The sequence below is a fragment of the Streptomyces sp. AM8-1-1 genome, from assembly GCF_032229325.1.
In the GTDB taxonomy this organism is placed as follows: domain Bacteria; phylum Actinomycetota; class Actinomycetes; order Streptomycetales; family Streptomycetaceae; genus Streptomyces; species Streptomyces achmelvichensis.
On the sequence record NZ_CP135086.1, the window covers coordinates 3,278,778 to 3,301,131 of the forward strand.

At 71.0% G+C, this 22,354-nt stretch carries 19 protein-coding genes and 1 riboswitch; of the genes, 9 read left to right on the top strand and 10 right to left on the bottom strand.

Annotated features, from left to right (window positions below):
- Positions 1–27 precede the first annotated feature (27 nt).
- The gene (locus RPQ07_RS14700) at positions 28–1,647 is read left to right on the top strand and encodes a DUF5691 domain-containing protein (RefSeq protein ID WP_313944599.1); all 1,620 of its coding nucleotides are present in this window, start codon (positions 28–30) and stop codon (positions 1,645–1,647) included.
- Between the two features lie 287 nt (positions 1,648–1,934).
- On the opposite strand, the gene RPQ07_RS14705 is transcribed toward RPQ07_RS14700, so the two are convergent.
- Positions 1,935–2,348, bottom strand: coding sequence for a cobalamin B12-binding domain-containing protein (locus RPQ07_RS14705; protein WP_313944600.1), 414 nt, complete (start codon positions 2,346–2,348; stop codon positions 1,935–1,937).
- A gap of 372 nt (positions 2,349–2,720) precedes the next feature.
- Here RPQ07_RS14705 and RPQ07_RS14710 point away from each other — a divergent pair, with 372 nt between their 5' ends.
- Complete coding sequence (locus tag RPQ07_RS14710; RefSeq protein ID WP_313944601.1) at positions 2,721–3,692, top strand: esterase/lipase family protein; 972 nt, start codon at positions 2,721–2,723, stop codon at positions 3,690–3,692.
- 235 nt (positions 3,693–3,927) lie between these two features.
- Positions 3,928–5,544 carry a M23 family metallopeptidase gene (locus RPQ07_RS14715; protein WP_313944602.1) on the top strand — a complete coding sequence of 539 codons (1,617 nt, stop codon included), beginning with the start codon at positions 3,928–3,930 and terminating at the stop codon, positions 5,542–5,544.
- A gap of 124 nt (positions 5,545–5,668) precedes the next feature.
- Here RPQ07_RS14715 and pcrA read toward each other — a convergent pair whose 3' ends face one another.
- On the bottom strand, positions 5,669–8,146 hold the full coding sequence (gene pcrA / locus RPQ07_RS14720; RefSeq protein ID WP_313944603.1) for a DNA helicase PcrA: 2,478 nt from the start codon (positions 8,144–8,146) through the stop codon (positions 5,669–5,671).
- Positions 8,147–8,496: 350 nt separating this feature from the next.
- A riboswitch (cyclic di-AMP (ydaO/yuaA leader) is annotated at positions 8,497–8,661 on the top strand.
- Between the two features lies 1 nt (position 8,662).
- On the opposite strand from pcrA, the gene RPQ07_RS14725 reads away from it, so the two are divergent.
- Positions 8,663–9,841: an NlpC/P60 family protein gene (locus RPQ07_RS14725; protein ID WP_313944604.1), complete on the top strand. Its 1,179-nt coding sequence runs from the start codon at positions 8,663–8,665 to the stop codon at positions 9,839–9,841.
- Positions 9,842–9,973: 132 nt separating this feature from the next.
- Here the strand turns inward: RPQ07_RS14725 and RPQ07_RS14730 are convergent, their stop codons facing one another.
- A complete protein-coding gene (locus RPQ07_RS14730; protein ID WP_313944605.1) occupies positions 9,974–10,327 on the bottom strand; it encodes a hypothetical protein in 354 nt (117 codons plus the stop codon).
- 339 nt (positions 10,328–10,666) lie between these two features.
- On the opposite strand from RPQ07_RS14730, the gene RPQ07_RS14735 reads away from it, so the two are divergent.
- On the top strand, positions 10,667–11,725 hold the full coding sequence (locus RPQ07_RS14735) for an NlpC/P60 family protein (protein ID WP_313944606.1): 1,059 nt from the start codon (positions 10,667–10,669) through the stop codon (positions 11,723–11,725).
- 146 nt (positions 11,726–11,871) lie between these two features.
- Here the strand turns inward: RPQ07_RS14735 and RPQ07_RS14740 are convergent, their stop codons facing one another.
- The 3 genes from RPQ07_RS14740 to RPQ07_RS14750 form a co-directional block, all read right to left on the bottom strand.
- Entirely contained in the window at positions 11,872–13,095 is a 1,224-nt protein-coding gene (locus tag RPQ07_RS14740; protein WP_313944607.1) for an alpha/beta hydrolase, read from the bottom strand.
- 70 nt (positions 13,096–13,165) lie between these two features.
- A complete protein-coding gene (locus RPQ07_RS14745; RefSeq protein WP_313944608.1) occupies positions 13,166–13,855 on the bottom strand; it encodes a response regulator transcription factor in 690 nt (229 codons plus the stop codon).
- Positions 13,852–15,147 (bottom strand): PspC domain-containing protein, encoded by a 1,296-nt coding sequence (locus tag RPQ07_RS14750; RefSeq protein WP_313944609.1) that lies wholly within the window; start codon positions 15,145–15,147, stop codon positions 13,852–13,854. Before RPQ07_RS14750 ends, RPQ07_RS14745 begins: the two co-directional genes overlap by 4 nt.
- 140 nt (positions 15,148–15,287) lie before the next feature.
- On the opposite strand from RPQ07_RS14750, the gene RPQ07_RS14755 reads away from it, so the two are divergent.
- Positions 15,288–16,580: a PspC domain-containing protein gene (locus tag RPQ07_RS14755; protein WP_313944610.1), complete on the top strand. Its 1,293-nt coding sequence runs from the start codon at positions 15,288–15,290 to the stop codon at positions 16,578–16,580.
- Entirely contained in the window at positions 16,567–16,842 is a 276-nt protein-coding gene (locus tag RPQ07_RS14760) for a hypothetical protein (protein ID WP_313944611.1), read from the top strand. Before RPQ07_RS14755 ends, RPQ07_RS14760 begins: the two co-directional genes overlap by 14 nt.
- Here the strand turns inward: RPQ07_RS14760 and RPQ07_RS14765 are convergent.
- The 3 genes from RPQ07_RS14765 to RPQ07_RS14775 form a co-directional block, all read right to left on the bottom strand.
- Positions 16,749–17,273, bottom strand: a complete 525-nt coding sequence (locus RPQ07_RS14765; protein WP_313944612.1) for a DoxX family protein — start codon at positions 17,271–17,273, stop codon at positions 16,749–16,751. The two genes, RPQ07_RS14760 and RPQ07_RS14765, sit on opposite strands and share 94 nt — an antisense overlap.
- 124 nt (positions 17,274–17,397) lie before the next feature.
- Positions 17,398–18,666 carry a hypothetical protein gene (locus RPQ07_RS14770; protein WP_313944613.1) on the bottom strand — a complete coding sequence of 423 codons (1,269 nt, stop codon included), beginning with the start codon at positions 18,664–18,666 and terminating at the stop codon, positions 17,398–17,400.
- A gap of 111 nt (positions 18,667–18,777) precedes the next feature.
- Positions 18,778–19,566 (bottom strand): class II aldolase/adducin family protein, encoded by a 789-nt coding sequence (locus RPQ07_RS14775; protein ID WP_313944614.1) that lies wholly within the window; start codon positions 19,564–19,566, stop codon positions 18,778–18,780.
- Positions 19,567–19,635: 69 nt separating this feature from the next.
- Here RPQ07_RS14775 and RPQ07_RS14780 point away from each other — a divergent pair, with 69 nt between their 5' ends.
- Positions 19,636–20,079, top strand: coding sequence for a cupin domain-containing protein (locus RPQ07_RS14780; RefSeq protein ID WP_313944615.1), 444 nt, complete (start codon positions 19,636–19,638; stop codon positions 20,077–20,079).
- A gap of 16 nt (positions 20,080–20,095) precedes the next feature.
- On the opposite strand, the gene guaA is transcribed toward RPQ07_RS14780, so the two are convergent.
- Positions 20,096–21,691, bottom strand: a complete 1,596-nt coding sequence (guaA, locus tag RPQ07_RS14785; RefSeq protein ID WP_313944616.1) for a glutamine-hydrolyzing GMP synthase — start codon at positions 21,689–21,691, stop codon at positions 20,096–20,098.
- A 312-nt stretch (positions 21,692–22,003) separates the two neighbouring features.
- On the opposite strand from guaA, the gene RPQ07_RS14790 reads away from it, so the two are divergent.
- The gene (locus RPQ07_RS14790) at positions 22,004–22,300 is read left to right on the top strand and encodes a chorismate mutase (RefSeq protein ID WP_313944617.1); all 297 of its coding nucleotides are present in this window, start codon (positions 22,004–22,006) and stop codon (positions 22,298–22,300) included.
- The last annotated feature ends 54 nt before the right edge of the window (positions 22,301–22,354 follow it).

The following is a 22,354-nucleotide window of genomic DNA, read 5'->3' on the forward strand; positions in this document are numbered from 1 at the left end:
ACTGTGAAGGTACGGAGGACGCCACCCATGACCAGCATCACCGATGACGCCCTGTGGGAAGAGCTCGTCACCTCTGCCCTGCTCGGCACCGACCGCCGCACACCGCCGGAGACGGTGACGGCCACGGGCAAGGACGCACCCGCGGCACTGCTGGACGCCGCGGCGATCCACACCGTGCGGCGCAGGGCGGGTCTCGTGCCGGCTCCGGCGGCCGCCCGTCCGGAGCCCACGCCGGAGGACACCCGCCGGCACCTGCCGGTACCGGCCCGGCGCCGGCTGGCACAGCTGCTGGCCGACCGTTCCGCTCCCTCCTCGGGAGGCCGCAGAGGTACGGCCCCCGACCTGACCGAGCTGCTGCCGCAGTGGCTGGCCGCCGCCAACGAACAGGGTTACCGGGTGCCGCCGCCCCTGCTGCCCGCGCTGCTGGACGCGGCCCGGGCGCGTACGGACCTGCGGCCGCAGGCACTCGCCTTCGCCGGGGCGCGCGGGCTGTGGCTGGCCCGGTTCAATCCGGAGTGGAAGTTCGCGCTGCGCGGCTCGGCGGGCGGCGGTGCCCTGCTGCCCGACGTGACCGACGAGGAAGCGGTGCAACGACTGTGGGAGGAAGGCCTGTTCGCCGAGCGGGTCGCGCTGCTGGCGGCCGTGCGGGCGCATGACGCGGACCGGGCGAGGACACTGCTGGCCGGCACCTGGCCGACCGAGCGGGCCGAGGACCGGCTGATGTTCCTCGACTCCCTGCGTACGGGACTGACGGATGCGGACGAGCCGTTCCTGGAGCAGGCGTTGACCGACCGCAGCCGCAATGTCCGGGCGACGGCGGCCGAACTCCTCTCCGCGCTGCCGCACTCCGCGCTGGCAGGGCGGATGGCCGCACGGGCGGTGTCGTGCGTGGGACCGGACCGCAGCGGGGACGGCAGCAGTGCGTCGATAGCCGTGGAGGCACCGCACGAGTGCGATGCGGACATGCAGCGCGACGGAGTGGTGCCCACCCCGCCGACGGGACGAGGTGAGCGCTCGTGGTGGCTCGGCCAGCTGGTGGAGGCTGCGCCCCTGACCGTCTGGGCCGAGCGGCTGGGCGGGCGTTCGGCACAGGAGATCGTGGCGCTGCCCGTCGCGGACGGCTGGGGCGAGGAGCTCCACGCGGCCTGGTGCCGGGCGGCGGTCCGCCAGCGGGACGCGGACTGGTCCCGCGCCCTGCTCGGCCCGCCGGGCACCCCGCCGCAGACCGGCCCCGGCACGTCGTCCCTGGCCGAGCGGTCGAAACTGCTCGCGACGCTGCCGGAGGACGAGCGGGCGGCCTGGGTCGCGCGGTTCATAGCTGCGCACGGACTGTCGGAGGCGTTCCAATTGCTCGGCGTCTGCGAGGTCCCCTGGTCGGAGCCCCTGGGCCGCGCCGTGGTGGACGCCCTCGACATCGCCCGCGACGCCGGCAGCTACCCGTGGAGCTTCAGCGGGGTGATGGGTCTGGCGGAGCGCTGCCTGGATCCCGCGGAGGCGAGCCGCCTCGACCTGCTGACGGCGACCCCGGACGAGGTGGAGGGGGCGTCTCCGGGGGCGGGGGGCTACTGGTCAGAGGCGTTCCAGCGCCTGGTCTCGACGCTGAGGCTGCGGGAGGCGATGCGGCAGGAGCTGATGCCGCCGGCGTAGCGGGACCCTGTCGCGAGGCCGGCCCGCCACGGACCGGGAATTACGTGCTCGGGCCGGCCCTCCGCGGACCAGGAATCACGTGCTCGGGCCGGCCCGTCACCGGCCGGTGACAGGAGGCGCGATCCGTCACGGACCGTGACGGAATCGACCGGGTCCCGGCACAGCCGTCGCCCACAGCGACCATCCAGAGAGGTGCACCCTGGCCGTACGGCCCACGGCGCCCGGCCGGTCGCCCTGCGACACCCCACCCGGGCCTGCCGTGAGGCACAGCCGCTGGGCCGTTCGGGTCACGCTCCGGCGGGCTCGCGGACGTTCGCGTTGACCCAGTCGACGATCGACGTCGTCGTCGCTCCCGGCGTGAAGATCTCCGCCACGCCGAGCTCCTTCAGCGGTGCGATGTCCGCCTCCGGGATGATGCCGCCGCCGAAGACCTTGATGTCCTCCGCCTCGCGCTCCTTCAGGAGCTCGATCACCTTGGCGAACAGGGTGTTGTGGGCGCCCGAGAGGATCGACAGACCGATCGCGTCCGCGTCCTCCTGGATCGCCGTGTCCACGATCTGCTCGGGCGTCTGGTGGAGCCCGGTGTAGATGACCTCCATACCCGCGTCGCGCAGCGCTCGCGCGATCACCTTGGCCCCGCGGTCATGGCCGTCGAGCCCCGGCTTGGCCACCACTACGCGGATCGGACCGGTCACACCCATCACTGCCTCCACACCTGACTCCGTCGTCAGTGAACGAACGTTATCTCCAGCATCCCGCACCCGACCGTTTCGCGGAGGTCAGCGAGGGGGAAATCACACATGGGACAAGTTCGCTAAGCGTCGTACCCGTACCAGGCGGCACACAAGCCGCCCACGGGGACGATCACAGGGAGCCGCTTCAGGGTCGTACCTCCCCTGCCGTCAGCCGCGCGGCACCGGGGTACGGCACCTTTGCCTTTGGCCCGCCGCCGTCCCCGGTGTCGATACCGGCATCCGGCGCCGGGCCAAAGGCACAAGGTCGTACCTGCGGAGGCCCCATGAGGGCACACGGGGGACGGTGTCGTCTCCTGCGTGCCGTACGGAGGTCGGCCCATGACGGCGGTGCCCTTCATTTCCCTGAGTCTGCGCCCCGTGCGCCACCTGCGAAGCCTCTGCAACCTCAGAGTTCCTGTCACCTTTCTCCAGGCCACCGCCCTCGAGCTGGCGATCCTCGCCGGGCATCTGCTGCTCTACCCGTCGGGGCTGTTCGCCGAGCGCCCCGGCCCCGGCCACCCGCAGGACGGCGACCCCGCGCCGGGCGACGGCCGTCGCCGCCGGGCACAGGACGAGGGCGCCTGCAACCCGCGCCCCCTCGATGCCGAGCCGGCGTCCGAGTCGAAGTGCGCGCCCGTGCCCGCCGCCACCGCGCTGCCGACCGGCTCCGGAGCCGTCCGTCCGCCCGCCGTGCTGCTCCACGGCTTCGTCGACAACCGCTCCGTCTTCGTCCTGCTCCGCCGCTCACTGGCCCGCCACGGCTGGCGCCATCTGGAGTGCCTCAACTACTCCCCGCTGACCTGCGACATCCGCACCGCCGCCGAGCTGCTCGGCCGGCACATCGAGGAGATCTGCGCGCGTACCGGCCGCAGCGAGGTCGACATCGTCGGGCACAGCCTCGGCGGACTCATCGCCCGCTACTACGTGCAGTGTCTCGGTGGTGACCAGCGGGTCCGCACCCTCGTCACGCTCGGCACCCCGCATTCCGGCACGACCGTCGCCCCGCTCGCCAGCGCCCACCCGATCGTGCGGCAGATGCGCCCCGGCTCGGCCGTGATCGAGGAGCTGCGCCGCCCCGCACCGGGCTGCCGTACGCGCTTCGTGAGCTTCTGGAGCGACCTGGACCAGCTGATGGTTCCCGTCGAGACGGCCTGTGTGGACCATCCGGACCTCATCGCCCAGAACGTGCAAGTCAGCGGAATCGGCCATCTCGCCCTGCCGGTGCACCCCGCCGTCGCCGCCGGAATCCGGCAGGCACTCGAGACGAGCACATCGTCGGCGGACGCGTCCGGAGCCGTTTCGGTTGCCTGAGTGGCCGCCCCAGCGGTTACGGATTGTCGAACGTTTTTCGAACGTAGGGCCAAAGCTCTGCCCACAGTCCGCCGAAACACGGCCGAATGCCCGTTTCCTGATTGCCTAAAACCTGCGGAAGATTGTCGCCGTCGCATACCGCCGGGTACAGTCGCCGCCACTGCGTTCGCTCTGGGACCTGATTGCACCGTGGCCCCTGAACACAGGTCCTGCTGCCGAGGCGAGAGAGAAGTTGGTGAACGACCAGCACGCCCACGCCGGGTACGTCGGATATGACGGGTACCCCTCCGGCAGCTTTGAAACCGACCCGCTCTTCGGTGCGCTTCCGGGACACGAGGCCGGACACAGCGGTCAGTACGACTCGTCCCAGTGGGACACCGGGTCGCACCAGGCAGGCACCGCCGGTTACGACGTGTACGGCGCGCAGCACCAGGCAGAGCAGGCCCAGCAGTTCACCGAGGCCACCGGCCAGTACGCCACCGTCGGTCAGTACGACGCGACGGGCCAGTACACCACCGCGCAGTACGACGCCGGTGTGCAGGCCGGGGTCCCCTACGACCCGAGCGGCCAGTACGACGCCACCGGTCAGTGGGACGCATCCGCGTGGAACCAGGGTGCGCAGACAGGCCAGTTCGAGACGGCCGCGGCCGCCTTCACCTACGACGCCACCGGCCAGTGGGCGGTGCCGGGTTACGAGACCGGCACCTACGACGCCACCGCCTGGAACACGGGCGCGGAGGCCGTCGTACCGCAACAGTTCACGCCTGAGCAGGAGTTCGGCACGGAGCTGCTGCCGGAGTTCTCCGGTGAGTACACCCCGGACCACACGCAGGAGTACGCGGAGCAGTACGAGCCCGAGGCCACGCCCGGCTACGACTCCGCCGTCGAGGACGTCCAGAACGCCCAGGACACGCAGTACGCGCCGGAGTACGACACCGCGTACGGGTCCGAGTTCGACACCGACCACGAGACCGAGCAGCACACCGACGACAGCACGGCCATGGACGCCGACTCCGTCGAGGAGCCGGGTGACGAGAGCGAGCTCGAGCCCGCGCTCATCGGTGCCGCCCCGGTCACGCCGCGCCCCGTCCGCCGGTCCGGCGGCAGCCGCGGCCGCCGCCGCACTCCGGCCAAGCGCTCCGCACTGCTCACCGTCGCCGTGCCCTCCGCCTGTGTGATGGGCGTCGCGGGCATCGCCGCCGCTTCGGTCAGCGGCATCAGCGGCGGTGAGACCAAGGACAACAGCACCCAGAACCTGGCTGCCGCCGATCCGGCATCGGTCAAGCCGGCCGCCGCGAACAACAAGATGGACACGCAGCTCGCCGCGCTCAGCGCCGATGCCCGCGACTTCGGCGACCGCGCCTCCCGCACCCAGGAACGCCTCGACCTCAAGGCGCGCCAGGAGGCGGAGCGCAAGAAGCGCCTGGAGGAGGCCAAGCGCCTCGAGGCGCTGCGCCCCAAGTTCGTTCTTCCCGTGAAGCAGGGCGGCCTCAGCGCCTACTACGGCCAGGCCGGCGTCAACTGGATGTCCCTGCACTCGGGCATCGACTTCCCGGTGCCGTACGGCACCGAGGTGATGGCCGCGACCGACGGCACCGTCCGTACGCAGTACAACAGCGCCTACGGCAACATGGCCATCGTGACCGCGGCGGACGGCACCGAGACCTGGTACTGCCACTTGAGCACGACCAAGATCCGGTCCGGCTCGGTCAAGGCCGGTGACGTGATCGCGTACTCCGGCAACTCCGGCAACTCCACCGGCCCGCACCTCCACTTCGAGGTCCGGCCCGGCGGCGGCGCGGCGATCGACCCGCTGCCGTGGCTGCGCAGCCACGGCCTCGACCCCGCGTAGCCCGACCCTGCCGTAGCCCGAACCCCCGTACACCAGCGGGACATGGTCACACGGCCACGTCTCCACGCAGCCACGCGTCGGTCCGGCCGGCCGCTCGTCGCAGCCGGCCGGCACCCTGCCCGCGCTAGAGCTTCTGCACCGGTGCGTACCGCAGCAGCAGCCGCTTCGGCTTGGCGTCGCCGAAGTCGATCGTCGCCTGTGCGTCGGCGCCCGACCCCTTCACCTCGGTGACGGTCCCCAGGCCGAACTGGTCGTGGGTGACACGATCGCCGACCGCCAGCGAGATCACCGGCTTGTCGGTCGTCCGCCGGGTGGCGAACCCCGACGCCCCGCCTCCCGACCGTGAGCGCGACGACGACAGCGACGACGCGATACCCCCGGTCGGTCCGGCCGGCGCTGCCATCGGGCCGGTGCGCTTCCAGTCCAGGTGCTGTCCCGGGATCTCCTCCAGGAACCGCGACGGCGGGTTGTACGAGGGCTGTCCCCAGGCACTGCGCATGGAGGAGCGCGTCAGATAGAGGCGCTCGCGGGCGCGCGTGATGCCGACGTACGCCAGCCGGCGCTCCTCCTCCAGCTCCTTGGCCTGACCGAGCGCGCGCATGTGCGGGAAGACGCCGTCCTCCATGCCGGTCAGGAACACCACCGGGAACTCGAGGCCCTTGGCGGTGTGCAGCGTCATCAGGGTGATGACTCCGGAGCCGTCCTCGTCCTCGTCGGGGATCTGGTCGGAGTCGGCCACGAGCGCGACCTTCTCCAGGAACTCGGCGAGGGTGCCCGCACCCTCCTCCTCGGCCCGCTCCTGCTCGAACTCCAGCGCCACCGCCGCCAGTTCCTGGAGGTTCTCGATCCGTGTCTCGTCCTGCGGGTCCGTCGACGCCTGCAGTTCGGCGAGATAGCCGGTCCGCTCCAGAACGGCTTCGAGGACGGTGGCCGGTCCGGCGCCCGATTCGACGACCGTACGCAGCTCCTCCATCAGCACGTTGAACCGCTTGACGGCGTTCGCCGAGCGGGCCGCCATGCCGTACGCCTCGTCCACCCGCCGCAGCGCCTGCGGGAAGGTGATCTTCTCGCGCAGGGCGAGCGCGTCGATCATCGCCTCGGCGCGGTCGCCGATGCCGCGCTTGGGGACGTTGAGGATGCGCCGCAGCGGGACGTTGTCCTCGGGGTTGGCGAGGACGCGCAGATAGGCCAGGACGTCCCGGACCTCCTTGCGCTCGTAGAAGCGGACTCCGCCGACGACCTTGTAGGGCAGGCCGACCCGGATGAAGATCTCTTCGAAGACGCGGGACTGTGCGTTCGTCCGGTAGAAGACCGCGACGTCACCGGCCTTGGCGTCGCCCGCGTCCGTGAGCCGGTCGATCTCGTCGGCGACGAACTGGGCCTCGTCGTGCTCGGTGTCGGCGACGTAGCCGGTGATCCGGGCGCCCGCGCCGGCGTTCGTCCACAGGTTCTTGGGACGGCGGCTCTCGTTGCGCTCGATGACGGCGTTGGCGGCGGAGAGGATCGTCTGGGTCGAGCGGTAGTTCTGCTCCAGCAGGATCGTCTTCGCGTCCGGGTAGTCCTCCTCGAACTGGAGGATGTTGCGGATGGTCGCGCCGCGGAAGGCGTAGATCGACTGGTCGGCGTCGCCGACGACGCACAGCTCGGCGGGGGGCAGGTCCTCCTGCCCGGTGCCCACCAGCTCGCGTACGAGCGTGTACTGAGCGTGGTTGGTGTCCTGGTACTCGTCCACCAGCACATGGCGGAAGCGCCGCTGGTAGTGCTCGGCGACGTCCGGGAACGCCTGGAGCAGATGGACGGTGGTCATGATGATGTCGTCGAAGTCCAGGGCGTTGGCCTCGCGCAGCCGCGCCTGATACATCCGGTACGCCTCGGCCAGCGTCTTGTCGAAGCCTCCCCCGGAGCCCTCGGCCTCGCTGCCCCCGCCGACCTGGTCGGCGTAGCTCTCCTCGTCGATCAGCTCGTTCTTGAGGTTCGAGATCTTGGCGCTGAAGGCCTTCGGCGGGAACTTCTTGGGGTCGAGATCGAGATCACGGCAGACGAGTGCCATCAGCCGCTTGGAGTCGGCCGCGTCGTAGATCGAGAACGACGAGGTGAAGCCGAGCTTCTTGGACTCCCGGCGCAGGATGCGGACGCAGGCGCTGTGGAAGGTCATGACCCACATGGCGTTGGCGCGCGGGCCGACCAGCTGCTCGACGCGCTCCTTCATCTCGCCGGCGGCCTTGTTGGTGAAGGTGATCGCCAGTATCTGGCCGGGGTGGACGCTGCGCGTCCCCAGCAGATGGGCGATCCGGTGCGTGAGCACGCGGGTCTTGCCGGAACCGGCGCCGGCCACGATGAGCAGCGGCGATCCGGTGTGCACCACGGCGGCGCGCTGCTGTTCGTTCAGTCCGTCCAGCAGGGCGGCGGGGTCCACGATCGTGCGCGGGGCACCGTTGCCGTGGTAGGCGTCCCGGGCCGGGGGCACGTCGAACGCGCCCTGGAAGAGATCGTCCGGGATCTCCTCTCCGGGCCCGTCTCCGGGCTCCTCGGGGTGCGGCGGGGGCTCCTCCGAGGTGTGCTGGAGGTTCGCCAGGAAGCTGTCGTCAAAGAGGCTGCTCATCGCTCTACGAGTCTAGGCCGCGGCACTGACAGCTCGCGGCCGCATTGCCATACGGCCCCTGCCGCCCTGCCCGGGAGCGTGACGACCCGGCCGGAGGGCCGGGACAGCGCGGCGCGTTCGACCGCCGTACGCCGGCCCCGTACCACCGATGCACCCAATCCCGCACGACTCCGACAACACTCTGCACCTTTTCGAACGCATTGCGTCATCTCGCGGGCACGTCGACCGCCCGATCGATAAGGTCACGAAAATGTATCGGGCATATCGAACATCAACCTTCACAGGAGCCACACGAGTTGGTTAGCGTGCTCGATCAGGCAGCCCGTCCCCCGCGGCGATCCACGCCAAACGGGCAGTCAGCGCCGAATTCGGGCTTTTCCCAGAGAAGTTCGGAACCGGGGACCCACCATGCACAACCGGGGTGAATCGGACCCGCATCAGCACGGTCCGTAGGGCGATCTTCCGTTCCGCCCGAACCCGACAGCTAACCCGGTAGGCGGTCAACGGAAGAAGGAGATGTCGGCCTTGGCGTCGCATCGCAAAACGCGAAGTCGAACCGTGAAGACCTCCCCCGCCGTCGGTTTCACGACGGCAGCCCTCGCATCCGTCACGCTGCTGTCGACGCAGAGCGCCAACGCGGCGCCGAGCGACCCGAAGCCGTCGGTCGAAGAGGTGCAGAAGAAGGTCGATGACCTGTACCGGCAGGCCGGCACCGAGACGCAGAAGTACAACCAGGCGAAAGAGGCGACGAAGGAGAAGCGGCAGCAGGTCGGCAAGCTCCTCGACGAGAACGCGCAGCGCACGGAGAAGCTGAACGAGTCCCGCCAGGTGCTCGGCAACTACGCGGCCGCGCAGTACCGCACGGGCGCGGTCGCCCCGACCGCCGCGCTGCTCTTCGCGGACAGCCCTCAGCAGTACTTCGACCAGACCCAGCTGATGGACCGCATGACGGACCGTCAGCGGGATGTGATCGCCGACTACGAGACCCAGCGGGCGGCCGCCGCCAAGCAGCGGGCAGCGGCGACCGAGAGCCTGGAGTCACTCACCCGGTCGCAGCGGGCGCTGCGCACCAGCAAGCAGGACGTGCAGGCGAAGCTGGCCGAGGCACGCGACCTGCTGTCGAGGCTGACCGCCGAGGAGAAGGCGCGACTGGCCGCGATCGAGCGCAAGAAGGCGGAGGAGGCCCGCCGCAAGGCCGAGCAGAAAGCCGAGCAGGAGGCGAAGGCCGAGGCGGAGCGGCAGCGGCAGCGGCAGCGGCAGGAGAAGGAGCGCGAGCAGAACCAGGGCGGCACGGGCACGGCGCCCGGGACCGGCACGGGCTCCGGTTCTTCCGACGGCACCTCCACCGCCAAGGCGGCCAAGGTCCTCGACTTCGCGCGCGCCCAGATCGGCAAGCCGTACGTCTGGGGTGCGGCCGGCCCCAGCTCGTACGACTGCTCGGGGCTGACGCAGGCCGCCTGGAAGACCGCGGGCGTGAGCCTGCCGCGCACCACCTGGGACCAGGTGAAGACCGGCAAGCAGATCGGGACGAAGGACCTGCTCCCGGGGGACCTGGTCTTCTTCTACGACGACATCAGCCACGTGGGCATCTACATCGGTGACGGCAAGATGATCCACGCGCCGAAGCCGGGGGCGAACGTCCGCGAGGAGTCGATCTTCTCCATGCCGATCCACGGCAGCGTTCGCCCGGCCTGAGCCGGCCGCACACCGGACGCCCGGGCCCGAGGGTGCCCGGGCGTTCTCATGCCCGGAGCGGAGACGGCAGCGGGCGTTCTCACGCCCGGAGCGGAGACGGCAGCGGGCGTCCTCATGTCCGGTGCAGCGCGCTCACGTCCACAGCGTGGCGATGAAGATGTTCGCGACCGTCAGCCCGCCCACCGCGGCGAACAGCGGCTTCTCCACCGACTCCTCGTCCCGCTTGACGTAGACCAGTCCCAGGATCACCACCAGCACCGCCAGCTTGATGCCGATCTTGAGGTTGTTCACGGTCTGGTCGTCCGCCTGGTTGAGGCCCACCAGCGCCACACCCGTGACGAGCATCGTCAGCGCGCCGTGCAGCATCGCCGGGCCGAAGCGCGCCGTCCCCTCGGACATCGCCTTCATCTGCGTGAGGAAGCCGCCCAGCAGGGACGCGATGCCGATGATGTGCAGGGCGACGAAGACATTGATGAGTACGTCCATGCGGCGGAGCCTAACTCCCGCCATATCACCCCCTTCAGGCCGGGTGAGCCTCATTCGGCACATCGGTCACAGCGGTGCGGAGAAGGGACGTGAGCGGGCCGGATCGGCTTGCAGAAAGCGCAGCAAGATGTCCACCTTCGGGCACATTCGGTCCTTGCCCCTCCCTGCCGTGACCCCCAGGTTTAGCGTCCTGCCTCAGATGACCGACTCCCCACCGCCGTCGCAGCACCGGGCGGCAGTCGGCCGTCACGCCGAGAGATCCGGCGGCGGACCGCTCCCCTGTGCGGGCCGCCGCCGGACCCGGACCCGCAGGGATGACGGAAGGACGTACACGCACCCGTGGCCGCGCACCGGAAGCCCAAGCAGCATCTCCTCTCCGGGCCCGCAGCCCGTACCGCCGCCACCCTCGCGCTCGCAGGAGCGGCGTCCGCGACCGCCTTCGACGGAGTCGGCCACGCGGAACCCGCTCTCACACCGGCCCAGGTCAAGGACAAGGCGGACAAGCTGTACCACGAGGCGGAGGTGGCCACGGAGAAGTACAACGGGGCCAAGGAACGCACCGCGGCGTTACGCACCTCGGTCGACCGGCTGCGCGACGAGGCCGCCCGCAGGACCGACCGTCTCAACTCCTCGCGCAACGCGCTCGGTTCGATCGCCACCGCCCAGTACCGCGCCGGGAGCATCGACCCCGCCGTTCAGCTCGCGCTCACCTCCGACCCCGACGAGTACCTGGAGCGGGCCGCGCTCGCCGAACGCACGGGTGAGCGGCAGGCCGCCGCGATCGCCGGGGTGCACCAGCAGCTGGTGGAGCTCGGCCGGCTGCGGGCGCAGGCGGGCGAGCGGATGGAGAGCCTCAAGGACCGGCAGGCGGAACTGGCCCGGCACAAAGCGACCGTGCAGAGCAAACTCTCGGCCGCCGAGCGGATGCTGGACCGGCTCACGGCCGAACAGCGTGCCTCGTACGAGGCGGGGTCCGGCCACGGGGACTCCGCCCCCACCGCGCGCGCCGACCGCTCCACGGCCCCCCGCGGCGCCCTGCGGGCCCCCGACGCCCGCGCCGCCCAGGCCGTCGCCTACGCCTACGGGGCGCTCGGCAAGCCGTACGTCTGGGGAGCGACCGGCCCGTCCTCCTTCGACTGCTCCGGCCTCACCCAGGCGGCCTGGCGCTCGGCCGGCGTCTCGCTCCCGAGGACCACGTACACCCAGATCAACGCGGGCCGACGGGTGTCACGGTCCGAACTGGCCCCGGGCGACCTGGTGTTCTTCTACTCGGGCATCAGCCATGTCGGCCTCTACATCGGCGGCGGCCAGATGATCCACGCACCGCGCCCGGGCGCCCCGGTCCGGGTCGCGTCGATCGACGACATGCCGTTCGCGGGGGCGACGCGTCCGTCGTAGGGGCCCGGGGTCATCGACGAGCGTCCGCCGTAGGGGCCCGGGGGTCCGGGGGTCCGTCGTAGGAGTCCGGGGCCATCGACGAGCGTCCGTCGCGGGGCCTCGCGCACAGGCGTCCGGCGTCCGGCCCTCACGCGCAGCGCCCGACCTCACTCCAGTATCCCGCCGCCCGCCCCCGACGGTTCGTCCACCTCTGCCCCCTCCGCCTCCGGACGGTCCTGGCGCCCGGCGCCCCCGCCCGGGCCGCCCTGGCCCGCCGTCCCGTCCTCCAGCTTCATCTCCCGCGTCAACCACCGGAACGCGTACGGCAGTTCCGCACCCCACACCCGCGTGACGTGACCGCCCACCGTCGGCCGGACCTCGACCCTGGTCGGCGGCTTCGACGCGTCGCGGAGCGCGAGGCCCGGGAGGTAGCCGTCCGCGCCCTCTCCCGTGGCCAGCAAGGAGACCCGGGGCGGCGTCTTCGCCGCCATGAGGATGTTCAGGACGTCGTTCTCGCGGCGCAGCTGCGGGTCCGCCCCCGTGATGGAGGTCTTCTCCGCCGCCGGGTCGTTGTAGCCGGACAGGCTCACCGCGGCGGAGTAGCGGTCGGGGTGGGCGAGGGCCAGTTTGGCCGCTCCATGGCCGCCGGCGGAGTAGCCGGCTATCGCCCAGCTCGTGGGGGCCAGGGAGGCCCGGAAGTTGTCGGCGACCATCTTGCGCACGTCCACGGTCAGCCAGCTGTCCGCGTTGACCGTGCCCGGGACGTTCGCGTACCCGGTGTCCTTGTCGCCGAGCAGCATCGTGCGCGGCGAGACGAGGATGAAGGGGGCCACGACACCCGACTCGATCAGCGGCTGGATCCGGGACTGCACCTTCATGGCGCGGAACCAGCTCTTCGAGGAACCGGGGAAGCCGGCGAGCAGCTCGACGACGGGGAACTGCTTGTCGCGGTACGCGGGGTCGTCGTACTGCGGCGGCAGCCAGACGTACACCTCCCCCTCCACGCCGGAGACCGCGCCCTTGAGGTAGGTGCGGCGGAGGCCGTTGCCGAGGCCCGGCTCGTCGACCTTCTCGAAGGTCTGGCGCACCTTCGGCAGCGCGGCGATCTGCCGGCCACCGGTCCCGCTGGGCCCGAGGTCGACCGCGTTGTTCACATGGTTGGACGTGCCGAGCAGGTCGTCCCAGCTGCCGTAGAGACCGTTGGAGTTGTTCACCGACACGAAGACCATGAGAACGGCCGTGGCCTGCGCGAAGACCACCATGAACACCCGGCACGCGCCCCGCACGACCGCGGGTCCGCGCAGTCGGCTCCACAGCAGCAGCGGCAGCAGCACGGCGATCACGACCAGGACGATCGTGATCACGAAGAAGGTGTTCCCCGTCAGATTCATCACGCACAACAAGAGGTGAACTCGGCACCGGCGGTTGCCCGGCTATGTACCGATTACCTCACAACGGCTGTCAGACGAGTCGTCGCGCCGTCGCCCACCGGGTCAGTTCGTGACGGTTCGACAGCTGGAGTTTGCGCAGGACGGCGGAGACATGGGACTCGACCGTCTTCACCGAGATGAAGAGCTGCTTGGCGATCTCCTTGTACGCGTAGCCCCGCGCGATCAGCCGCAGCACCTCGCGCTCGCGCTGGGTGAGGCGGTCGAGGTCCTCGTCGACCGGCGGTGCGTCCGTCGAGGCGAAGGCGTCGAGCACGAAGCCGGCCAGCCGCGGCGAGAAGACCGCGTCGCCGTCCTGCACCCGGAAGATCGAGTTCACCAGGTCCGTGCCGGTGATGGTCTTGGTGACGTAACCGCGGGCGCCGCCGCGGATCACGCCGATCACGTCCTCGGCGGCATCCGAGACGGACAGCGCCAGGAACCGTACGGGACGGTCCGCGGCCGACATCAGCGAGGCGCAGCGCCGCAGCACCTCGACCCCTCCGCCGCCCGGGAGGTGCACGTCCAGCAGGACGACCTCGGGCCGGGTCGCGGTGATCACGGTGACCGCCTGGTCCACGTCGGCGGCCTCGCCGACCACTTCCACGCCGGTGGTCTCGGTCTGGCCGATCTCCGCCTGCACACCGGTGCGGAACATCCGGTGGTCGTCGACGAGCACGACCCTCGCCCGCCGCTCGGTGCTCTCTCCCGCAGCCTCGGTCATCCGTCCGCCCTCTCCATCTTGAGCTCCACTTCCGTGCCCTCGCCGGGTGCCGAGGTGAGCCGTGCCGTGCCGCCGTGGCGCTGCATACGGCCGATAATCGATTCCCTGACGCCCATACGGTCGCGCGGTACGCAATCCAGATCGAAGCCCGGCCCCCTGTCCCTGACGGAGACGAAGACCGTACGGCCCTCGACCTCCGCGAAGACCTGGACCGCCCCGCCCTCGCCACCGTACTTGGCCGCGTTCACCATTGCCTCGCGTGCGGCCTGCATCTGTGCGCTCAGTTTCTCGTCGAGCGGGCAGTCGCCGACGACGACGACCTCCAGCGGGACGCCGTGCTTGTCCTCGACCTCGGCGGCGGCCTTCTTCACCGCCTCCGCGAGCGTGTCCGGCTCCTCGTCCTCCTCCTTGCCGGTGCCCTCGGGCTTGTACAGCCAGTTCCGCAACTCCCGCTCCTGGGCGCGGGCGAGGCGGCGGACCTCGCCGCCGTCATCGGCGTTGCGCTGGATCAGGGTGAGCGTGTGCAGGACGGAGTCGTGGACGTGGGCGGCCACCTCGGCGCGCTCCTGCGCCCGGATGCGCATCGTCCGCTCCTCCGAGAGGTCCTGCGTCATCCGCACCAGCCAGGGGCCGGCGAGCAGGGCGACTCCGGCGATGACCGCGATCGCGGCGGTCAGGACGTTGCCGAGCTGGGCGGCCGAGCCGCGCACCACCATGAAGACGGTCAGGCCCATGCCGACCAGGGCCACGCCGGCCAGCGCACGGCCCACCTGGAGCAGCCTGCGGCGGCGGCCGGCGGCCTGGGTCCAGCGGGCCCGGCGGGCGTTGTCCGCCTGCCGCCACACCAGCACCACACCGGCGCCGATCAGCAGCGTCGGCCAGATGTAGCGGTTGGCGCTGCCGCCCATGTCGATGTTCTGGGCGAAGATCGCGGCGCCGATGAGGAGCGCGACCATCGCGAACAGCTGGCCCTTGTCGGGCTTGCGGAGCTTGCGTCTGCCGTCGGTGGTGGTCTCGAAGACGGAACGCGGCTCGGCCGCCCTGCCGCCGACGCCGAGCGGCACGACGATCCAGAAGACCGCGTACAGAAGCACCCCGAGGCCGTTGGAGAGGAAGAGGGCGAGGAAGACCAGCCGGACCCAGATGACCGGCAGGCCCAGATGGCCCGCGAGGCCCCGGGCCACACCGCCCAGCATCCGCCCGTCGGCGCTGCGGTAGAGCTTGCGCACCGGCACCTCCTCCGGCGCGGTGGCGCGCGAGGGTCCGGCGGCTCGGGGCGTGGCGACTGGCATGACCCGATCGTCACACGCGGGGGCACACGGCGGTATCAGGGTCGTCCCTTAATCCGACCCTGAGTGCGGCAGCGGATATCAGGGGACGGCCAGGGTCGGCCCGGGTGCCGTTCGCGCCGGGCGCCCGTCACCATGGACCCATGACTTCGCCGACCACGCCGCAGGCGACTCAGGAAGGGGCGCCCGAGACGCACCCCGACGCGCCGCTGCGCCGCACACCCCGCCAGAAGGTGCTGGCGGGCGTCTGCGGCGGGCTCGGCCGTTACTTCGACCTCGATCCGGTCATCTTCCGGATCGTGATCGGTGTGCTGTCGGTGACCGGCGGCGTGGGCCTGATCTTCTACGGCTTCGCCTGGCTGCTGATCCCGCAGGAGGACGACGACGAGACCGAGGGGCGGCGGCTGCTGTCGGGCCGGGTCGAGGGCGCGTCCTTGACGGCGGTGTTTCTCGCGCTGATCGGCTGCGGGCTGTTCCTCACGATGCTGAGCAACGGGGGCACGATCGCCTTCGCCGTGCTCCTGTCCGTCGCGGCCGCCGGCGCGGCCGTGTGGTCGCAGCGTCGCCGCAGCGTCGTTCCCGAAGGTGCGCCGCTGGATCCGGCGACGGCGCACGCGGTCGCCGAGGCACCGCCGGAGACGAAGGCGCCGCCCGCCCCCGACAGTCCGTCCTGGTGGCGCGACCCGATCGTCAAGGACGGCACGACGGGGCCGGTGCCGTCCGGCTATCTGTGGGGCCCGGAGTCGGCGCTCGGGGAGGCGGTCCAGCCGAAGCGGGAGCGCCCCGTCCGGACCCGTGCGCGCGGTCCGCGCGGCATCGGCGGCACGGTGTTCCTGCTCGCCCTGGCCGCCGGCGGTACGGGCACGGCCGCGAGCTGGGAGACCCATCCGCTGGGCACGAGCCTGCAGATCGGTCTGGTCTGCGCGCTGGCGGTGTTCGGCCTCGGACTGCTGGTCAGTTCGGTGCTGGGCCGTACCGGCTTCGGCACGGTTCTGATGACGGGGATCACGGCGGTTCTGCTGGCGGGCGCCGCCGCGCTTCCGAAGGACATCAGTACCGAGTGGGCGCGGACGGACTGGAAGCCGGCCTCGGTCGCGGCCGTGGCACCGCGGTACGAACTGGGCTCGGGCATCGGCACTCTCGACCTCTCCGCCGCCGCCGTCCCCGCGGGCGAGACCCTGTCGACACGGGTGGAGGTCGGGGCCGGGGGCGTGAAGGTCGTCGTCCCGAAGAACGCTCCGGTGAAGTTGCGGGCCGAGGTCGGACTGGGCGACATCAGGCTGCCCGGCGACGCGAAGAACGACATCGACGTCCAGCCCGGTCAGCAGCGGCAGCAGACGCTGTCGCCGCCCGCCGGGGTCAAGCCGTCGGGCACGATCGAACTCCGCCTCGAAGTGGGCGTCGGACAGGTGGAGGTGACCCGTGCCGCGTCGTGACATCCGGCATGCGTTCAGGCCGGGCAAGGTGGTCGCGGGTCTGGCGGTGCTGGCCGCAGCACTGCTGTACGCCGGCGATGCGGCCGGCACCTGGCAGATCCCGTGGTTCGTGGTCTTCCCGGTGGTCTTCGGCGGTCTGTTCCTGTCCGGGGCGGTGGGTCTGGTGGACTACAAGGTGCGCCGTCGCCGGGAGGCGATGGCGGCGTCGACGGACAGGACCGACGCCCCGGCGAGCACCAGCGGCAGCCAGGCCATCAGATAGGCCAGGTCGTTGCCGTAGTAGTACGGCTCGGTCTGCCAGCTGACGGTCAGCCACAGGCTCAGCGAGATGAGCGCGCCACCGAACGCGGCCAGCCGGGCGAGCAGTCCGACGAGGGTGCCGATGCCGACGGCGAGCTCTCCGAAGGCGATCGCGTAGCCGAAGTTCTCGGGGCTCTTGAGGGCGAGGTCGACGAGCCCGGGGACGGCGGAGCTGTCCCGCACACTGCGCATCAGGTCCCCGACCGAGCCGGTGCCGCTCGCCGCCATGAACTGGCTGTCGGTGAGCTTGTCGATCCCCGCGTAGATGAAGGTCACGCCGAGGAAGATCCGCAGCGGCAGCAGGGCGTACTGACTCGCCCGCTCCCTCCAGCCGCCGTGGTGTCCGCCGTCGATCGTGCCGTAGCCGGATGTCGTCCGATATGTATGTGTCATCGCTGGTCCCGCCTTCGGTTGACCCGTCAACTGACCATACGTACGTCGTCGCCGCGCGGCTCACCAGGCATGCGGCTCACACTGTGACAACCACCCCGGGAGTGCTCGCCCGTGACGGGCCGGATCAGTCGGTCACATCGATGACGACCGGGCTGCTCTCACCGCCGGCGGCGGTCACCACCTGCACCTCGACCCGCCCGGGCTCGACCTCCACGGGGACCGGCACCGTCAGCACGGTGTCGGTGGGGTTGGCGAAACCGCCGGGGACCGGGATCAGCGGGACGTGGACGTGGACCGTGCCGATACGCACGACCAGCCGGGCGAGGCGGTCCGGGGAGCCCGCGCCGGGCGGTACGAAGCCGGTGCCGCGGATCTCGATGTCGTCGCCGGTACGGATCGGGGCGTCCAGGTCCCCGGCCTCGCGCGCCCGGACCACCGAGAAGACGACCGGCCGGCCGCCCTCCGCGTACTTCCCCGCGAAGTACGTCACCGCCGAGACGGCGACCAGCAGCGCGAGGCCCCACGGCAGATCGGGCAGCCGCTCGGGCCGGCGGGCGAGGCACACCAGCGTGAAGACCATGGCGACCGCGCCGACCAGGACGTACTGCACGTCCGCGAAACTGCCGCGGCCGCTGTCGTCGCAGAGCAGGTCGGCCAGGCGCGGCCGGTCCGCGCGCACCTTCTGGAGCCGCCGTGCCACGACCCGCAGGGCCACCACCCGGCGGACGGCCACGGCGATGGCGCACGTGAGGGCGAGGACGGAGAGCAGGCCCGCGCCCCGGGCGAGACCGAGGCCGTCGATCAGGGTGTCCCGGCGGGAGGGGGCGGAGGCGAGCGCCAGCTCGAAGGCGATCACCAGCACGGCGTAGGCGACCAGCAGGACCCAGGTGACGGCGACCGCGCGGGAGGTGGAGAGCCGGTTGTCCTCGCCGATGAGGGGCGCCAGGAGGCCGCCGCGGGCGCGGTGCAGCCGGGCGGTCACGGTCAGGAGCGCGCCGAAGAGGACCGCGGCGAGGAGTCCCGCCGTACGTGCGGCGGTCCAGCCCGCGCCTATCGCCGTCACGCTCTGTCCGAGCGCCAGCGCCACCACGGCCGCCCACACCGCGATCACCGAGCGCTGCCAGATCAACTGGAGCCAGGCGTCGCCGGCTTCACGGCTGCGGTCGGCGACCCCGCGTGCCGACTGGGTCAGTTCGTCCGACACCCACTGGCGCGAAGCGCCCGGCGAGTGGGCGACCCCGGCGGGCAGACCCTGCCCCGCGGCCAGTTCGTCCCGTCGTGCGAGAAACGCGGCGACCGCGCGCCGATGACCCTCGCGTGCGCCGTGCGTGCACTCCTCGCACTGTCCCGCTTCCTGCACCGCCACGAACGTCTGCCGCCTTCCGAGCCCCACGTCGACCGAACTTCCTTGCAATTCCAGGGAATTGTGCCGTACGCAAGGGGCGCGCGCTCCGGCGCCCGAGGCCACAGGGGGTGAATACGGCGCCGCTACGTTGACGGGAGACTACTGGAGAAGCCCGGGTTCCGCCCGGCTGATCTGCTGCCACAGCGGCTGGTAGTTGATCCACGCGACCAGATCGGTGCCGAGCTGCTCGCGGGTGGCCACCGCGTCACGGTGATCGATCAGCGCGGGCTTGCCCGCCGCCCGCGCCGTGAGCTGCACCTGGGCGCAGCGTTCCATGGAGATGAACCACCAGGCGGCGGCGTCGACCGAGTCGCCGACGGTCAGCAGTCCGTGGTTGCGCAGGACGGCGGCTTTGTGCGGGCCGAGGGCCTCGGCGATGCGCCGGCCTTCCTCCTCGTCGACCACCACACCGGTGTAGCGGTCCATCAGCGCGTGGTCCTCGTAGAAGGCGCACGCCTCCTGGGTGATCGGCTCGATCAGCTCGCCGAGCGCCGACAGCGCGCGCCCGTGCACGGAGTGGGTATGGGCGACGGCGACGACGTCCGGCCGCGCGCGGTGGACCTGGGCGTGCACCGCGAAGGCGGCCTGGTTGACATGGTGGCGCCCGGCGACGACCTGCCCCTGGCCGTTCGCCAGCACCAGGTCCCCGGCCGTGACATGCGCGAACGGCACACCGAAGGGGTTGACCCAGAAGCAGTCCGCGAACTCCGGGTCCCGCGCGGTGACATGCCCGGACACCCCGTCCTCGTATCCGAACCGGCCGAAGAGCCGCAGCGCCCCCGCGAGCCGCTCCTTGCGGTACGCACGCTCGTCGGCGACGGTCTCGTGCACGGGCGGCATGGCGAATCGCAGCTGGTCAACCGGTATCGGCGAGGGCGTCTCAGTCATGGCACGGAAGCTACCTCCGGGTACCTCAACTGACCAGAGACTTCACGTCCCTTGCGCGAGAATGCCCCCATGAGCGAACACACTTCCCCGCTGGTTCCGCTGCTCGGGCTGGAGCGCCATGTCGAGGGCGGATGGTTCAGGGAGACCTGGCGGACGCCCGGCGGGACGACCCCGCCCGGCTACCCCGGCGAGCGGGCCTACGCCACCGGTATCTACTTCCTGCTGCACCCCGGCGAGCGCTCGCGCTGGCACCGGGTGCGGTCGGACGAGCTGTGGCTGTGGCACCGCGGCGGCCCGCTGCGGCTGCACCTCGGGGGCACCGGGGACGAGCCGTCGCACGACACGACGCTCAGGCTCGGCCCGTCGGTGGAGTCCGGCGAGATGCCGCAGCTGCTGGTGCCCGCCGGCACCTGGCAGTCGGCGGACCCGGCGGGAACGGAGCCGGCGCTGGTGACCTGCGTCGTCTCGCCGGGCTTCCACTACGACGACTTCGAACTGGAGAAGCCGTCGTAGCGGAACTGCCCGGGGACTACTCCCACTCGATGGTGCCCGGCGGCTTGCTCGTCACGTCGAGGACCACGCGGTTGACGTCCGCGACCTCGTTGGTGATGCGGGTCGAGATCTTCGCCAGCACGTCGTACGGCATCCGCGTCCAGTCCGCCGTCATGGCGTCCTCGGAGGACACGGGACGCAGGACGATCGGGTGGCCGTAGGTGCGTCCGTCACCCTGGACACCGACACTGCGGACATCGGCGAGCAGCACCACCGGGCACTGCCAGATGTCACGGTCGAGACCGGCCGCGGTCAGCTCCTCGCGGGCGATGGAGTCGGCCTCGCGCAGGAGGTCGAGCCGCTCCTTGGTGACGTCGCCGACGATCCGGATGCCGAGGCCGGGGCCCGGGAACGGCTGGCGCTGGACGATCTCCTCCGGCAGGCCCAGTTCCTGGCCGACCATCCGGACCTCGTCCTTGAACAGCTGGCGCAGCGGCTCGACGAGCTGGAACTCCAGGTCCTCGGGCAGACCGCCGACGTTGTGGTGCGACTTGATGTTGGCGGTACCGCTGCCGCCGCCGGACTCGACGACGTCCGGGTAGAGCGTGCCCTGGACGAGGAAGGCGACTTCCTCGCCGGCCTCGGCCTCGGCCACGATCTCGGCCTGCGCCTGCTCGAAGACCCGGATGAACTCGCGGCCGATGATCTTCCGCTTCTGCTCGGGGTCGGCGACCCCCTTCAGCGCGTCGAGGAAACGCTCCTCGGCGTCGACGACCTTGAGCTGTACGCCCGTTGCCGCGACGAAGTCCTTCTCGACCTGCTCGGTCTCACCCTTGCGCATCAGACCGTGGTCGACGTACACACAGGTCAGCTGGGAGCCGATGGCCTTCTGCACGAGAGCGGCGGCCACCGCGGAGTCCACGCCGCCGGACAGCCCGCAGATCGCGCGCTTGTCGCCGACCTGCTCGCGGATGGCGGCGACCTGCTCCTCGATGACGTTCCCGGTGGTCCAGGTCGGCTCGATGCCGGCCCCCCGGTAGAGGAAGTGCTCGAGAACCTGCTGGCCGTGCGTGGAGTGCATCACCTCGGGGTGGTACTGCACGCCGTACAGCTTCTTCTCGTCGTTCTCGAAGGCGGCGACGGGGACCACGTCCGTGGACGCGGTGACTGTGAAGCCCTCCGGGGCGGCGGAGCAGGCGTCGCCGTGGGACATCCACACCGGCTGCTCGGACGGGGTGCCCTCGAAGAGCGTCGAACCGGCCTTGGAGACGTGCAGCGGGGTACGGCCGTACTCACGCGCCCCCGTGTTGTCGACGGTGCCGCCGAGGGTCGTGGCCATCAGCTGGAAGCCGTAGCACATGCCGAAGACGGGGACCCCGGCCTCGAAGATCGCGCGGTCCAGGCGCGGGGCGCCCTCCGCGTAGACGGACGAGGGACCGCCGGAGAGGATGATCGCCTTGGGGTTCTTGGCCAGCATCTCGGCGACGGGCATCGTCGAGGGGACGATCTCGCTGTAGACCCGGGCCTCACGGACACGGCGGGCGATGAGCTGGGCGTACTGGGCGCCGAAATCGACAACCAGGACGACGTCCGGGTTCGATGCGGGCGCGGCAGCGGGGGACGCTGATGACACTGGCGGCCTTCCGGCGGTGGGCGGGGTCGGTTCTGCCGATTCTACCGGGGCGCGCGGGGGCCTCTTCCGTCTCACCATCCGAACCCGGCTTTGGCCCCGGGCGGGAGGTCGGTCCATACTGTGCCCATGCACATGCAGCTGACCTTCGTCTTTACCTATGGCACCGGCCCGTCCGGCTGCCATGGTCGTGCTGCTTGAGCAACTGACAAGCGACTTCCCAGGCGCCCCGGGCCGACAAGGCCCGGGGCGTTCTGTCATTTCCGGGCCGTGCCGGACCGGGGACGCCTCCTTCGGAACAAGGAGCCCCACGCCATGACACTCGCCGAGAAGACCGTCACGGAGAAGACCGGCGCCCGCACCCCCGAGGCCGCGGACGTGATCACCTCCGCCCGCGAGCGGATCGACGCCCTCGACGACCGGATCATCGGTCTCGTGCAGGAACGGATGGCCGTGTCGGCCGTCATCCAGGACGCGCGTCTGTCCTCCGGCGGTCGCCGGGTGAACCTGTCCCGCGAGATGGAGGTGCTCAGCCACTTCCGCGACGCGCTCGGCCGGCCCGGCACCTCGCTGGCGATGACGCTGCTGGAGCTGTGCCGGGGCCGCATCTGAGTTCGGTTGCATCCTCACCCGTACGGCGCGTGACCGCGGGCGACAGGGGGTCGT